The organism is Pseudomonas sp. NDM, assembly GCF_003105095.1.
Classification (GTDB): domain Bacteria; phylum Pseudomonadota; class Gammaproteobacteria; order Pseudomonadales; family Pseudomonadaceae; genus Aquipseudomonas; species Aquipseudomonas moraviensis_A.
In genome coordinates this window covers 1-14,080 of record NZ_QETJ01000133.1, presented here as the reverse complement: position 1 = coordinate 14,080, position 14,080 = coordinate 1, and the positions used below count along the sequence as shown (strand labels likewise).

General features: G+C 61.0%; 11 protein-coding genes. 6 read left to right on the top strand and 5 right to left on the bottom strand.

Translation table 11 applies throughout. The features are described 5' to 3' along the window. Positions 1–140: 140 nt before the first annotated feature. The 4 genes from hrpA (at position 141) to DCO47_RS20900 (ending at position 6,482) form a co-directional block, all read left to right on the top strand. Positions 141–4,052 carry an ATP-dependent RNA helicase HrpA gene (gene hrpA, locus DCO47_RS20915; RefSeq protein WP_116658833.1) on the top strand — a complete coding sequence of 1,304 codons (3,912 nt, stop codon included), beginning with the start codon at positions 141–143 and terminating at the stop codon, positions 4,050–4,052. 328 nt (positions 4,053–4,380) lie between these two features. Further along, positions 4,381–5,502, top strand: a complete 1,122-nt coding sequence (locus DCO47_RS20910) for a beta-ketoacyl-ACP synthase III (RefSeq protein ID WP_042607449.1) — start codon at positions 4,381–4,383, stop codon at positions 5,500–5,502. Between the two features lie 135 nt (positions 5,503–5,637). Beyond that, positions 5,638–6,249, top strand: a complete 612-nt coding sequence (locus DCO47_RS20905; protein ID WP_064362510.1) for an RNA polymerase sigma factor — start codon at positions 5,638–5,640, stop codon at positions 6,247–6,249. Beyond that, positions 6,243–6,482 (top strand): anti-sigma factor, encoded by a 240-nt coding sequence (locus tag DCO47_RS20900; RefSeq protein WP_042607451.1) that lies wholly within the window; start codon positions 6,243–6,245, stop codon positions 6,480–6,482. Before DCO47_RS20905 ends, DCO47_RS20900 begins: the two co-directional genes overlap by 7 nt. 177 nt (positions 6,483–6,659) lie before the next feature. Here the strand turns inward: DCO47_RS20900 and DCO47_RS20895 are convergent, their stop codons facing one another. Beyond that, a complete protein-coding gene (locus DCO47_RS20895) occupies positions 6,660–7,982 on the bottom strand; it encodes a putative porin (protein WP_039760990.1) in 1,323 nt (440 codons plus the stop codon). A 281-nt stretch (positions 7,983–8,263) separates the two neighbouring features. Here DCO47_RS20895 and DCO47_RS20890 point away from each other — a divergent pair, with 281 nt between their 5' ends. Beyond that, positions 8,264–9,388 carry a GNAT family N-acetyltransferase gene (locus DCO47_RS20890; protein WP_116658832.1) on the top strand — a complete coding sequence of 375 codons (1,125 nt, stop codon included), beginning with the start codon at positions 8,264–8,266 and terminating at the stop codon, positions 9,386–9,388. A gap of 47 nt (positions 9,389–9,435) precedes the next feature. On the opposite strand, the gene DCO47_RS20885 is transcribed toward DCO47_RS20890, so the two are convergent. The 4 genes from DCO47_RS20885 to DCO47_RS20870 all read right to left on the bottom strand — a co-directional run bounded on the left by DCO47_RS20885 (position 9,436) and on the right by DCO47_RS20870 (position 13,665). Next, a complete protein-coding gene (locus DCO47_RS20885) occupies positions 9,436–11,268 on the bottom strand; it encodes an ABC transporter ATP-binding protein (protein ID WP_116658831.1) in 1,833 nt (610 codons plus the stop codon). A gap of 88 nt (positions 11,269–11,356) precedes the next feature. Next, positions 11,357–11,920, bottom strand: coding sequence for a peptidylprolyl isomerase (locus DCO47_RS20880; protein WP_042607454.1), 564 nt, complete (start codon positions 11,918–11,920; stop codon positions 11,357–11,359). 3 nt (positions 11,921–11,923) lie between these two features. Further along, a complete protein-coding gene (locus tag DCO47_RS20875; RefSeq protein WP_116658830.1) occupies positions 11,924–12,727 on the bottom strand; it encodes an alpha/beta fold hydrolase in 804 nt (267 codons plus the stop codon). 14 nt (positions 12,728–12,741) lie between these two features. After that, positions 12,742–13,665, bottom strand: coding sequence for a LysR family transcriptional regulator (locus tag DCO47_RS20870; RefSeq protein ID WP_016771199.1), 924 nt, complete (start codon positions 13,663–13,665; stop codon positions 12,742–12,744). A 49-nt stretch (positions 13,666–13,714) separates the two neighbouring features. Here DCO47_RS20870 and DCO47_RS20865 point away from each other — a divergent pair, with 49 nt between their 5' ends. Further along, complete coding sequence (locus DCO47_RS20865; RefSeq protein WP_083353346.1) at positions 13,715–14,029, top strand: 3-phosphoglycerate kinase; 315 nt, start codon at positions 13,715–13,717, stop codon at positions 14,027–14,029. Positions 14,030–14,080 lie beyond the last annotated feature (51 nt).

Below are 14,080 nucleotides of genomic sequence, written 5' to 3'. Positions count from 1 at the left end.
CGATCTTTTGATCTTGATCTTCAAAAGCAAAATCAAGAGATCGCAGCCTTCGGCAGCTCCTACAGGGGAAGCAGGTCAACTGCAGGCAAATCTGCGACAATCCGCCCCCTGCATAAATAGACGACCGAATTGCCTACCCGATGACCGACGAATCGCCCTCCATCGACAAACTGCTGAAAAACCTCGATCACGCCATGCTCGCCGACCGTCACCGGCTGCGGCGGCAGTTGCTTGAGCTGCGCAAGAAACCCGACGAGGCCAAGCTGGCCCAGTGGGTGGCGCGGATGCAGGCGTCCTGTGATCAGGTGCTGGCGCGCCGTGCCAGCCTGCCGGTGATTCGCTACGACGACAGTTTGCCGATCGCGGCCAAACGCGACGAGATCAAAAAGGCCCTGGAGCAACATCAGGTGCTGATCATCGCTGGCGAAACCGGCTCGGGCAAAACCACTCAGTTGCCGAAAATCTGTCTGGAAATCGGTCGCGGCCAGCACGGTCTGATCGGCCATACCCAGCCGCGTCGGATCGCCGCGCGCAGCGTCGCCAGCCGCGTCGCCGAAGAACTCGGCACGCCCCTCGGTGCACTGGTCGGCTATCAGGTGCGCTTCGAAGATCAGAGCGATGCCAACACCCTGATCAAGCTGATGACCGACGGCATTCTGCTGGCGGAAACCCAGAACGATCGTTATCTCGAACGCTACGACACGATCATCGTCGACGAAGCGCACGAACGCAGCCTCAACATTGATTTCCTCCTCGGTTACCTGAAAACCCTGCTGCCGCGTCGCCCGGATCTGAAAGTCATCATCACCTCGGCGACCATCGATCTGGAGCGTTTCTCCAAGCATTTCGATGATGCGCCGATTGTTGAAGTGTCCGGTCGCACGTTCCCGGTGGACACCTGGTATCGCCCGCTGACGCTGGAGCAGGACGAGGAGGGCAACCGGGTCGAGGACGACCTTACCGTCGATCAGGCGATCCTCGCCACCCTCGACGAAATCGCCGCCTACGAGCGCAGCGAACGCCGCAGTCCGGGTGATGTGCTGGTGTTCCTGCCCGGTGAGCGCGAGATTCGTGATGCCGCGGACATGCTGCGCAAGGCCCAGCTCAAGCACACCGAAATCCTGCCGCTGTACGCGCGTCTGTCGCCGGCCGAACAGCAGCGGATTTTCCAGTCGCACCCAGGCCGCCGTGTGGTGCTGGCGACCAACGTTGCCGAGACTTCGCTGACCGTTCCGGGTATTCGCTATGTGATCGACAGCGGCACCGCGCGCATCAGTCGCTACAGCTATCGGGCCAAAGTCCAGCGCTTGCCGATCGAAGCGATTTCCCAGGCCAGCGCCAATCAACGTAAAGGTCGTTGCGGGCGGGTCGAGCCGGGCATCTGCGTGCGGTTGTACAGCGAAGAGGATTTCCTCGGTCGTCCGGAATTTACCGACCCGGAAATTCTGCGCACCAACCTCGCCGCCGTTATTTTGCAGATGCTCCATCTGCGTCTCGGCGAAATCACCGCGTTCCCGTTTATCGAACCGCCGGACGGCAAGGCGATCAGCGACGGTTTCAACCTGCTGCAGGAGCTTTCGGCGGTGGACCGCAACAGCCAGCTGACGCCGCTCGGTCGACAGCTGGCGCGCTTGCCGGTCGACCCGCGCATGGGCCGCATGCTGCTCGAAGCGGCCAAACTCGGCAGCCTGCAGGAAGTGCTGATTGTCGCCAGTGCGATGTCGATTCAGGACCCGCGCGAGCGTCCGCCGGAGCGTCAGCAAGCGGCGGATCAGGCCCATGCGCAATGGAAGGATCCGGATTCGGACTTCGCCGGGCTGGTCAATCTGTGGCGTGGTTTTGAAGAACAGCGCCAGGCGCTGACCGCCAACCCGCTGCGTAACTGGTGCCGGAAGAATTTCCTCAATTACCTGCGCTTGCGCGAGTGGCGAGATTCCCATCGGCAGTTGAGCCTGATCTGCCGCGACATGCAGCTGAGCCTGAACAAAGAGCCGGCGGATTATCCGAAACTGCACAAGGCGGTGCTGGTCGGCTTGCTCAGCCAGATCGGCCAGAAAACCGAAGACGGCGATTACCTAGGCGCGCGCCAACGGCGCTTCTGGATTCATCCGTCGTCGGGCATCGGCAAGAAGCGCCCGCAGTGGCTGATGACCGCCGAACTGGTGGAAACCACCAAGCTTTACGCGCGCATGGTCGCCAAGATCGACGCCGACTGGATCGAGCCGCTGGCCGGGCACCTGATCAAGAAGAACCACTTCGAACCACATTGGGAAAAGAAGCGCGGCCAGGTCGTGGCCTACGAGCAGATCACCCTGTTCGGTCTGATCGTCGTCGGTCGCCGCCCGGTGCATTACGGCCCGGTCGATCCGGTGGTCTCCCGTGAGCTGTTTATCCGCGAAGGGTTGGTGCGCGGCGAGATTCAGTCGCGGGCCAAATGCCTGAGCGCCAATCAGAAACTGCTCGAGCAGCTCGACGAACTCGAGGCCAAGGCGCGCCGTCGCGATATTCTCGCCGACGAGGAAACCCTCTACGCCTTCTACGATGCGCGTCTGCCGGCGGAGATCCACCAGACCGCGACGTTCGACAGTTGGTACAAGGTCAACAGCCAGAAAGACCCGCAACTTTTGATCATGCGCGAAGAAGACGTGCTGGCCCGCGAGGCCAGTGAAGTCACCGCCCGTGATTACCCGGACACCCTGCACATCGGCGATCTGGAGCTGGCGCTCACTTACCATTTCGAACCGAATCACCCGCGCGATGGCGTGACCTTGCGCGTGCCGGCGCCGCTGCTGCCGATGCTGCCACCGGAGCGTCTGGAATGGCTGGTGCCGGGCCTGATCGAGGCCAAGTGCATTGCCTTGGTGCGGAACCTGCCGAAAGCCCTGCGCAAGAATTTCGTGCCGGTGCCGGACTTCATCAAAGCCGCGCTGCAGCGCATGACGTTCGCCGAAGGTTCGCTGCCGCAAGCGCTCGGTCGCGAACTGCTGCGCATGACTGGCGCACGGGTCAGTGATGAGGCGTGGGCGGAAGCCGCGCAACAGGTTGAAAGCCATCTGCGCATGAACCTGGAAATCGTCGACGGCGAGGGCAAGTTCCTTGGCGAAGGCCGCGATCTGGCTGAGCTGACCGCACGCTTCGCTGAAGCCAGCCAGGCCGCGCTGGCGGTGCCGCAGAGTGCGAAAAGCCAGCAACCGGTCGAGGCGAAGGTTTTCGCGCCGGTGGCGGAAAAGACCCAGCAGAAGATCGCCGGGCTGTCGATGACGGTTTACCCAGCGTTGGTGGAAGAGGGCGGCACGGTCAAGGAAGGGCGGTTCTCGACCCCGGCCGAAGCCGAGTTCCAGCATCGTCGCGCCTTGCAGCGCTTGTTGATGCAGCAACTGGCCGAGCCGGCCAAGTTCCTGCGCGGCAAGTTGCCGGGGCAGACTGAACTGGGCTTGCTTTATCGTGAGTTGGGCCGCGTCGATGCGCTGGTGGAAGACATTCTGCTGGCCAGCCTCGACAGTTGCATTCTCGAAGGCGAAGACCCGCTGCCCCGGGATGGTGCCGGGTTGGCGGCATTGGCCGAGCGCAAACGCGGCAACTGGACCGAGCACGCCGAGCGCGTGGCGCGGCTGACCCTGGAAATCCTGAAGATCTGGCACGGTCTGCAAAAACGCTTCAAGGGCAAGATCGATCTGGCCCAGGCCGTAGCGTTGAATGACATCAGGCAGCAGATCGGCAATCTGGTCTATCCGGGCTTCGTCCGTGAAACGCCGATGCAATGGCTCAAGGAGTTGCCGCGTTACCTGAAAGCGGTCGAGCAACGTTTCGAGAAACTCGGCGCGCAGGTGCAGAAGGATCGGGTCTGGAGTGGCGAACTCGCGGGCCTGTGGGCGCAATACCAGAGCCGCGCGGCCAAGCATGCGCAGGAAGGCAAGCGCGACCCGCAACTGGAGTTGTACCGCTGGTGGCTGGAGGAGTACCGCGTCTCGCTGTTTGCCCAGCAGTTGGGCACGAAAGTGCCGATCTCCGACAAACGCCTGAGCAAACAGTGGAGCCAGGTCGAGCCCTGACCTTCAGAGTTTGTGTCATCCCCTGTGGGAGCGAGCCTGCTCGCGAAAGCGTCATGTCTGGCACCCTTTGTGTGACTGACACACCGTCTTCGCGAACAGGCTCGCTCCCACATCGGGAATGGCGGAATGTCGGGAATGGCGCCAAAAGCCAAGGTTTATGGCAAACTTCGCCCCCATAACCCGCCGTTTCGCGACCCAGAGCCTTCGGCCGTGTCGCGCTGCGGAATAAAACGATGCCAGGTTTGCGTCCCCCGGATGGGAATAGACCCTTTGCGTGTTGGTACGACGGTTCCAGCACTTTCTGCCTGAACAGATTAGAGAAACGACCATGCATAACGTCGTCATCAGCGGCACCGGCCTGTACACACCGGCCAACAGCATCTCCAACGAAGAGCTGGTGCAGTCTTTCAATACCTACGTCGCCCAGTTCAACGCCGATCACGCCGAGGCCATTGCCAGCGGTGAAGTCCAGGCCCTGACCGAATCCAGCGCCGCATTCATCGAAAAAGCCTCGGGCATCAAGAGCCGCTTTGTCATGGACAAGGACGGCATCCTCGATCCGCAACGCATGGCCCCGCGCCTGCCGGAACGTTCCAACGACGAATGGTCGGTGCTCTGCCAAATGGCCGTCGGCGCGGCTGAACAAGCCCTGCAACGAGCCGGCAAAACCGCAGCCGACATCGACGGCGTGATCGTTGCCTGCTCGAACCTGCAACGCGCTTATCCGGCCATCGCCATCGAAGTCCAGGAAGCACTGGGCATCGAAGGTTTCGGTTTCGACATGAACGTCGCTTGTTCTTCGGCCACCTTCGGCATCCAGGCCGCCGCCAACAGCGTGCAACTGGGCCAGGCGCGGGCGATCCTGATGGTCAACCCGGAAGTCTGCACCGGGCACCTGAACTTCCGTGACCGCGACAGCCATTTCATTTTCGGCGATGCCGCGACTGCGGTGATCATCGAACGCGCGGATCTGGCGACCTCGCCGTACCAGTTCGACGTGGTCAGCACCAAATTGCTGACCAAGTTCTCCAACAACATCCGCAACAACTTCGGCTTCCTCAATCGCGCTGCCGAGGAGGGTGTGGGCGCCCGCGACAAGCTGTTCGTGCAGGAAGGCCGCAAGGTGTTCAAGGATGTCTGCCCGATGGTTGCCGAGCTGATCGGCGAGCACCTGGAAGAGAACCAGCTCAACGTCGGCGACGTGAAACGCTTCTGGCTGCACCAGGCCAACCTGAGCATGAACCACCTGATCGTGCGCAAGCTGCTCGGCCGCGAAGCCAGCGAAGAAGAAGCGCCGGTGATTCTCGACAGCTATGCCAACACCAGCTCGGCCGGTTCGGTCATTGCCTTCCACAAATACCAGGATGACCTGGCCTCGGGTTCGCTGGCGGTGTTGAGCTCGTTCGGTGCCGGTTACTCGATTGGTAGTGTGTTGCTGCGCAAACGCTGAAACAGGTTAATTTCCCCTTAATCGCGTCGATCTTTCCTACATTCGAAGCGAGTGAAACGCTGTAATTTTTCGGACGTCGCGGCAGGTGAATACCTGCCGCGTTCATTTTCGAAGTCCGGACAAGGGGATTGATGGATGGCGGCTGATGACACCCAACTGCTCGCGCGCTTGCTGGCGGGGGAGCAAAAGGCTTTCAAGGAACTGGTTACTACCTATCAGAGCGCCATGCGAGCGGTGGCTTACGCGATTGTCGGCCAGCGTCATGTCGAGGAAGTCGTGCAGGATGCGTGGCTGTCGGTGGTGCGCCATCTGAGCAGCTTCGAGGGCCGTTCCAGTCTGAAGACCTGGTTGCTGACCATCACCGCCAACTCGGCCAAAAGTCGCTACAAGCTCAATCGCCGGGAAGTCCTGCTCGATGACCTGCCATCGCCGCATGGCACTATCGGCGACGATCGGTTTTCTTCAAGCGACGGTCACTGGCTGGTGGCGCCGTTCGCCTGGCACCAGGACACCCCCGAAGCGCTGCTCACCGAAAACGAACTGCGCGAATGCCTCGAACATACGTTGCTGAGTCTTTCCGAGTTGCAGCGCAGTGTCCTGCTGTTGCGCGAACGCCAGGGCCTGGAGCTGGAAGAGATCTGTAATCTTCTGGAGATCTCGCTCTCCAATGTCCGCGTGCTGCTGCACCGGGCACGCTTGAAGGTTTTTGCGACCGTGGAACATTTTGAGGAGACGGGAGAATGTTGACCTGCAAGGAGCAAGTAGCACGATCCAGCGATTATCTCGACGGCCAACTGAGCTTTCGCGAGACGCTGATGGTGCGTCATCACCTGTTGTTCTGCCCCAACTGCCGGCGTTTCCTGCGGCAGATGCGCTTGATGCAGGCGACGCTGAAGGCATTGCCGGAACAACCGGACGAGCATGTCGATGCGTTGGCCGAACGCCTCGCCGATCAACGACGAAAAGATAACCCCCTGTAGGAGCTGTCGAGTGAAACGAGGCTGCGATCTTTTGATCTTGTTTTCAAGATCAAGATCAAAAGATCGCAGCCTTCGGCAGCTCCTACAGGGTTTTTTTGCATCCTGCAGAAATAACCCGGCGCGGATGAAACGAACGGATGATGGGGATCGTCCCGCCCGCACCGGGCTATCACTTTTTTAGAACTTCGCTTCAGCATCCAGCTGCAGGGTGTTGGCATCTGCATCGCGCTGGCCGCGGCTGGCGAAGTCGGCCTTGGTCAGGAAGTACGTGGCGCCGACGGCGAAGTTCTTGTCGATGTCGTAACCGACCTTGAACTTGTGCCCGCGGGAACCGGTGGTGCCGTTGGCAAAGTCGGAGTCGGTGAAGGCGCCGACCACGGCGTTGCGCTGCACGTCACGGTAGTTGTAGTCGAGGTTGAAGCCGAAGACTTTCGACTTGGCACCGAGCAACCACGCAGTGTCCTGATCGGTCACGGCATCGTTGTTCTTCACGTACTGGCCGTAGAAAGACAACGGCATTGGCAGGCCGCCGATATCGATCTGGCTGAACCCTTCATACAGACGGAATTCGTTGTTCGCCGAGTTGCCGTTGACTGCCAGCGCGCACGGCGTCGAGGTGCCGGTGCAGCGGCTGTCTTCGTCGTTCTGGTAGGCGTAGACGCTACCGCCCAAAGTCATCTTCAGGTTATCGGTGATGTTGAAGCGGCTGCCCAACTGGCCAGCGGTCAGGCGCAGATCGTGACGGAATTGCACGCCGTCGCCGTCAACGTTGTCCTTGAGGTTGTAGTTACCCAGGCTGCCGAACAGTTCGGCGCTGCCGCCCAGTGGGTACTTGTAGGTAACGGCCAGACCTTCCGGGTTGATGTCGCTGTCCCAGATCACGTCGCCCATGCTCACCCACGGTTGCAGCATCTTGCCGCCGATCACGTGCAGGTTCTTGATCTGGTCAGGGTGGTAGTCGATGTAGCCAAGATCGAGCCAGATCTGCTTCTTGTCGAAGTAGTTGTCCTGGTCCTGGTTGGTCGAGCGGGCATCGTCGCCGCCGCCGGTGGCGATACGGATGCCGGTGTCGACCTGCGGGTTGATCTCGGTGTAGGCGCCCAGACGCGCACGGATGCGCTGGCGATCCTTGTCGCGGCCGCCATTGTTCGGCTCGCCGTCGATCTTGATGGTTTCCTGACGGATGCGCACGTCACCCTTGAACTGGGTCTTGGCCGCCCAGGCCAGTTTCTGGTCGAACAGGCTCTGTTCGTTGGTCTTCTTCGCGACCGCTGCCACTTGTTCGTTGGTTTCCTGCTGCGCCTGTTGGGCGATTTGCTGAGCCTTCTGATCCTTGGCCAGTTCTGTTTGCAGCTCGATGTACTGCGCCTGGGAAATCGACCCGTTGGCCTTGAGCATGTCGAGCAGTTTGGCGTCGACTGCAGCACTGGCCGGAACGCTCATGGCCAGCAACAAGCCGCCGCACAGGGCCGCTGCAGTTTTCGTGGAAGCAAGACGCATAGCAATCTCCGAAGATGAAGGGGATGGCTGAACCATCCTGGGCACAACCGACCCGAAGGCCGGAAAACTGTGTCCGGGTTAGAACCCGGCGCTCTAAAAACAGGCGCCAGTATCGCGATGGTTTATGACAGAGCGGTGGCACAGTGATGGCAGGTTGATGACGATGCATATCCGGCGTGAACTATCGAGTTAGAGCGCTGTCGGCCGATTGAGCGTGTGCAACCGGGTCGCGATCAGCGATACTCGCCGGGCTTTGTCGCCAAGCTGTGGAGTGCCAGTGAATGCCGTTGCAACGCCTGCAAGACCTGTCAGAAATCGCCCCGGCCACTTGGGATGCGCTGGTCCCGGACAACCAGCCTTTTCTGCGCCACGCCTTCCTCAGTGCGCTGGAAGACAGCGGCAGTGTCGGCCCGCATACCGGCTGGCAGCCCGAGCATTTGCTGCACCTCGAAGAGGGTCGCCTGATCGCCGCGCTGCCCAGTTACCGCAAGTGGCATTCCTACGGCGAGTACGTGTTCGATCACGGCTGGGCCGACGCCTGTGCGCGTGCCGGCATCGATTACTACCCCAAGCTTTTAACGGCTGTGCCATTCAGTCCGGTGAGCGGCCCGCGCCTGCTGGCGGCCAGTGTCGAAGACGGTTTTGAATTGCTCAAGAGCCTGCCCGGCTATCTGGAGATCGAAGGGCTTTCCAGCGCGCACATCAATTTCACCGACCCGTTCACTGACGCGGCGATGGCCGAGCAACCGGGCTGGCTGCAACGCATTGGCTGTCAGTATCACTGGCAGAATCGCGGTTACCGCGACTTTCAGGATTTCCTCGACGCCCTCAGCTCACGCAAGCGCAAGCAGATGCGCAAGGAACGCGAGCAGGTGGCGGGGCAGGGCTTTGACTTCGAGTGGCTGCAAGGGCGGGAACTGGACGAGGCGCAGTGGGATTTTGTTTACGCCTGCTATGCCAACACCTACGCGGTGCGGCGTCAGGCGCCGTATCTGACCCGCGAGTTCTTCAGCCTGCTGGCCGAGCGCATGCCCGAGGCGATTCGCGTGGTCTTGGCCAAACAGGGATCACGGCCGGTAGCAATGGCCTTCAGTCTGGTCGGTGGCGACAGTTTCTACGGGCGTTACTGGGGTTGCCTGGCCGAGTTCGATCGGCTGCATTTCGAGACGTGTTTTTATCAGGGCATGGACTACGCGATTGCCCATGGCATCCAGCGTTTCGATGCCGGGGCGCAGGGCGAGCACAAGTTGATTCGCGGCTTCGAACCGGTGATCACCCATTCCTGGCATTACCTGCGCCATCCGGGGCTGAAAGCGGCGGTGAAGGATTTCCTCCAGCAAGAGCGCGCCGGCGTTCTGGCCTATGCCGAAGAGGCGAGAACGGCGTTGCCCTATCGCCAGACCTGACCTCTGTGGGAGCGAGCAGGCTCACTCCTACAGGGGAATGTGGTGCATTAGTCGATGCCGACAAAGCCTCCGGTCTGGTGCGCCCACAAACGCGCATACAGGCCGCGATGCGCAAGCAATTCGGCGTGGGTGCCGCTCTCGGCGATCTTGCCGTTCTCCAGCACCACCAGGCGATCCATTCGCGCAATGGTCGAGAGACGATGCGCAATAGCGATCACGGTTTTGCCCTGCATCAAGGTCTCGAGGCTTTCCTGAATCGCCGCTTCCACCTCAGAGTCCAGCGCCGAGGTGGCTTCGTCCATGATCAGGATCGGCGCGTCCTTGAGCAGCACCCTTGCAATCGCGATGCGCTGGCGCTGACCGCCGGACAGTTTCACCCCGCGCTCACCGACGTGCGCATCGAAACCGGTGCGGCCTTCAGCGTCGGACAGCAGCGGGATGAACTCATCGGCGCGGGCCTTGTGCACCGCCTCCCACAGTTCGGCGTCGGTGGCGTCGGGTTTGCCGTAAAGCAGATTGTCGCGGATCGAGCGGTGCAGCAGCGAGGTGTCCTGAGTGATCATGCCGATCCGCGCACGCAGGCTTTCCTGGCCGACTTCGGCGATGTTCTGCCCGTCGATCAGGATCCGCCCACCCTCTACGTCGTACAGGCGCAGCAACAGGTTGACCAGAGTCGATTTGCCGGCGCCGGACGGGCCGATCAAGCCGATTTTCTCTCCCGGCTTGATCGTCAGGTTGAGGTCGCCGATGATGCCTTTCTTCTTGCCGTAGTGAAAATCCACGTGCTCGAAACGCACTTCGCCCGAGGCCACGTCCAGCGGTTTCGCCTGCTCGCGGTCGGTGACGCCGACCGGTTGCGAAATGGTGCGCAGACCGTCCTGAACCATGCCGATGTTTTCGAAAATGCCGGTGACCACCCACATGATCCAGCCGGACATGTTGACGATGCGGATCACCAGACCGGTGGCCAGGGCAATCGCGCCGACGGTAATCAGCGACTGCGTCCACAGCCACAACGCCAGCGCCGTGGTGCCGACGATCAGCAGGCCGTTCATGGTGGTAATCGCCACGTCCATGCTGGTGACCACGCGACCGGCCATCTGTGCTTTGACGGTCTGTTCTTCGATGGCTTCCTTGGCATAGTGCTGTTCGAAGTTGGTGTGAGCGAACAGCTTCAGCGTGGCGATGTTGGTGTAGCCGTCGACGATGCGCCCCATCAGTTTCGAGCGCGCATCCGAGGCTTCCACCGAACGCTCTTTCACCCGTGGCACGAAGTAGTACAGCGCGCCGATGTAGGCGACGATCCAGGTCAGCAGCGGGATCATCAGGCGCCAGTCAGCTTCGGCGAACAGCACCAGCGAACTGATCGCATAGATCACCACGTGCCACAGCGCATCCACCGCTTGCACGGCAGAATCTCGCAGTGAATTGCCGGTCTGCATGATGCGTTGGGCGATGCGCCCGGCGAAGTCGTTCTGGAAGAAATTCAGGCTCTGCTTGAGCACGTAGCTGTGGTTCTGCCAGCGGATCATGCTGGTCATGCCGGGGCTCAGGGTCTGGTGCACCAGCAAGTCGTGCAGACCGAAGAAAATCGGTCGCAGCACCAGGGCGACCACCAGCATCCAGGTCAATTCGAGGGCATGGTCGCTGAAGAAATTCGGGTTGGGCGTGCCTTGTGCAAGGTCGATGATGCGGCTCAGGTAACTGAACAGCGCTACTTCGATCAACGCGGCGAACAGGCCAACCACGAGCAGGGCGGCGAAACTCGGCCAGACCTGCTTCAGGTAATAGGTATAGAAGGGCCAGACACGGTCCGGCGGGGACGCCGTCGGGGCGTCGCGGAAGATATCGATCAGTTGTTCGAAACGGCGATAGAGCATCAGATAACCGCCCGGGATACGGGCTCTCCTTTTATCAGTGCGAGCGGCGCAGGCTCAGCCCGGCGCCGCTCGGTATGCCCGGCGAAACTCAGTCGATGCGCTTGGCCGACTTGATGATCACAGGGTCGGAAGGCACGTTCTGCATGCCTTGTTTGGTGATGGTCGGCGAGTTGACGATGATGTCGACGACATCCATGCCCTTGACCACTTTGGCGAACACCGCGTAACCGGCGTCACGGCCCGGATCGAGGAAAGCGTTGTCGGCAACGTTGATGAAGAACTGACTGGTCGCCGAATCAGGATTGGAAGTGCGCGCCATCGACAGGGTGCCACGAACGTTGTGCAGGCCATTGCTGGCTTCGTTCTTGATCGGCGCCTTGGTTTCTTTCTGTTGCATCTGCTGGGTGAAACCGCCGCCCTGGGCCATGAAGCCCGGGATCACGCGGTGGAAAATGGTGTTGTTGTAGAAGCCGCTGTCGACGTATTCAAGGAAATTCTTGGTGCTGATCGGCGCCTTGACCGGGTCCAGTTCGATTTCGATCTGGCCGTTGGTGGTGTCCAGCAGCACGTGGGGCGCCTTGGCCGGGGTGGCAGCCATCAGGTTGGCGGCAAACAGTACAGAGCCGGCGGCGAGGGCGAGTTTTTTCAGCATGGGTCAGTGATCCTGAGAGTGAAGGTCGGCTGTGGCGAGAAAATCCAGCAGCGTTTGATTGAAGCGTTCGGGTTGATCGAGCGGGGTGGCATGGCGCGAGTCGGCGATGACCACCAGCCGCGCATCCGGCAGCAGTCTTACATAGGTTTCCTTTAACGCCACCGGTGTGTAATCACGGTCGGCGCTGATGACGAGCGTTGGACAGGACACCCGGGAAAGTCGTTCCTGAACGCCCCAGCCGACAATCGCATCGAAGCTGGCGAGATAAGCACGTTTGTCGTTTTTTGCCCAGCGTTCGGCCATTTTCCGCCGCAGATCGGCCTGTTCCGGCTTGGGAAAAAGTTTGCCGCCGAGGGCTTTGCCGATGGTCTCCAGACTAAGCAGGCGCATCAGGCTCCAGCGCTTGAACCACTGCCAATAATCATCGCGCGTGCGCAATTTGACCTGTGGCGCGCTGTTGACGATGGTCAGGCTCTTGAGCGCTTGCGGCTGATCGACGGCCAGCTGAAAACCGATCATCCCGCCCATCGATAGCCCGACGTAGTGCACCGGGCCGAGGCGCAGGTGTTCGATCAAGGCCAGCAGGTCGGCGCTGAATGCGGCGATGCTGTAGCGCTCGCGAGGTTTGTCCGAGCGCCCGTGGCCGCGAATGTCCGGGACGATCACCCGGTAGCGCGCGGCCAGCGCCGGGATCTGCATTTCCCAATCCAGCGTGCTCGAGCCGAGCCCGTGAACCAGCAGCAACGCCGTACCGTGGCCATATTCCTCGTAGTGCAGGTTGCAACCTTCGTGCTCGAAATACGCCATCGGTGAACTCCGTGTCAGGCTTGCTCGGGGGCGGCGAACGGGGCATCCAGCGGCAAGGTGTCGAAGGTGCGCAACAACTCGATGAGGATTTGCGTGGCCGGGCCCAGGGGTTTGTCCTTGTTCGAATACAGATAGAAACTGGAGTTGCGGCTGCCGCCCCGATCCAACGGTAGCAGCTTGAGCGAGCCATCCTTCAATTCCCGGTCAATCATGTGTCGTGGTAGCCAGGCAAAACCCAGGCCGCTGCTGACGAAGGTCGCGGCGGTGGCGAGGCTGCCGACGGTCCAGCGCTGTTCGGCGCCGAGCCAGCCGACATCGCGCGGCTGCTGGCGGCCGGAGTCGCGGATCACCACTTGCATCTGGGTTTCCAGATCCTGAAAGCTCAGCTCGCGATTGAGCCGATGCAGCGGGTGATCAGGATGGGCGACGGCGACGAATTCGACATCGCTCAACTCCGCGCCGAGGTAGCCCGGAATGCTCAGGCCGGTGATGGCCAGATCCGCGACGCCTTCGAGCAGCACTTCCTCAACGCCCGACAATACTTCTTCGCGCAGACGCACGCGGCAGCCGCGACTCTGCGGCATGAACGCGGTCAGGGCGCGGACGATCCGCGCACTCGGGTAGGCGGCATCGACCACCAGCCGCACTTCGGCTTCCCAGCCTTGCTCCATGTGATGGGCCAAATCTTCCAGCTGGCTGGCCTGTTTCACCAGTTGCCGCGAACGGCGCAGCAACACACCGCCGGCCTCGGTGAGCACGGCTTTACGGCCGTCGATGCGCAGCAACGGCACGCCGAGCTGATCCTGCATGCGGGCGACTGTGTAGCTCACCGATGACTGCGAACGGTGCAGGGCCTCGGCGGCCTGGGCGAATCCGCCGTGGTCGACCACGGCCTGCAACGTTCGCCATTGATCAAGGGTCACGCGGGGCGCTTTCATCAATAGCTCCTCTTGTCCTAAGCTGGCCGTCCCTCATGGAGACTGCCGAATGAAAAAATTCTGTTGTGTGGTGCTGGCGCTGCTGCCGTTGACCGCGTTTGCCTATCCGATCGATGTGCAGAAGGATCTCAACGGCATGAAGATCGACTACGAGACCTTCGACACCGATAACGACATCGGCTCGATCCGCGTGGCCAATTACGGTGATGTCGACGCGACCTGCCGGGCCGTATTCAGCAACGGCCCGGAAGCACCACGCACGCGCAGCATCGATGTGCCGGCCGGCAAGCACAAAAACGCCACGGCCAAGTTCACCCGCGAGATCATCAAGCTGCGCATCAAACTGACCTGCACTCCGAAATAACGGTTTCCACTTGTAGGAGTGAGCCTGCTCGCGATAGCGCTGTGTCAGTCG

Bases quoted from the DNA above. Each gene is read 5' to 3' on its own strand.
- DCO47_RS20865 (WP_083353346.1), top strand. From the start codon at position 13,715: ATGAAAAAATTCTGTTGTGTGGTGCTGGCGCTGCTGCCGTTGACCGCG.
- DCO47_RS20910 (WP_042607449.1), top strand. From the start codon at position 4,381: ATGCATAACGTCGTCATCAGCGGCACCGGCCTGTACACACCGGCCAAC.
- DCO47_RS20890 (WP_116658832.1), top strand. From the start codon at position 8,264: ATGCCGTTGCAACGCCTGCAAGACCTGTCAGAAATCGCCCCGGCCACT.
- DCO47_RS20880 (WP_042607454.1), bottom strand. From the start codon at position 11,920: ATGCTGAAAAAACTCGCCCTCGCCGCCGGCTCTGTACTGTTTGCCGCC.
- DCO47_RS20875 (WP_116658830.1), bottom strand. From the start codon at position 12,727: ATGGCGTATTTCGAGCACGAAGGTTGCAACCTGCACTACGAGGAATAT.
- DCO47_RS20870 (WP_016771199.1), bottom strand. From the start codon at position 13,665: ATGAAAGCGCCCCGCGTGACCCTTGATCAATGGCGAACGTTGCAGGCC.
- hrpA (WP_116658833.1), top strand. From the start codon at position 141: ATGACCGACGAATCGCCCTCCATCGACAAACTGCTGAAAAACCTCGAT.
- DCO47_RS20895 (WP_039760990.1), bottom strand. From the start codon at position 7,982: ATGCGTCTTGCTTCCACGAAAACTGCAGCGGCCCTGTGCGGCGGCTTG.
- DCO47_RS20900 (WP_042607451.1), top strand. From the start codon at position 6,243: ATGTTGACCTGCAAGGAGCAAGTAGCACGATCCAGCGATTATCTCGAC.
- DCO47_RS20905 (WP_064362510.1), top strand. From the start codon at position 5,638: ATGGCGGCTGATGACACCCAACTGCTCGCGCGCTTGCTGGCGGGGGAG.
- DCO47_RS20885 (WP_116658831.1), bottom strand. From the start codon at position 11,268: ATGCTCTATCGCCGTTTCGAACAACTGATCGATATCTTCCGCGACGCC.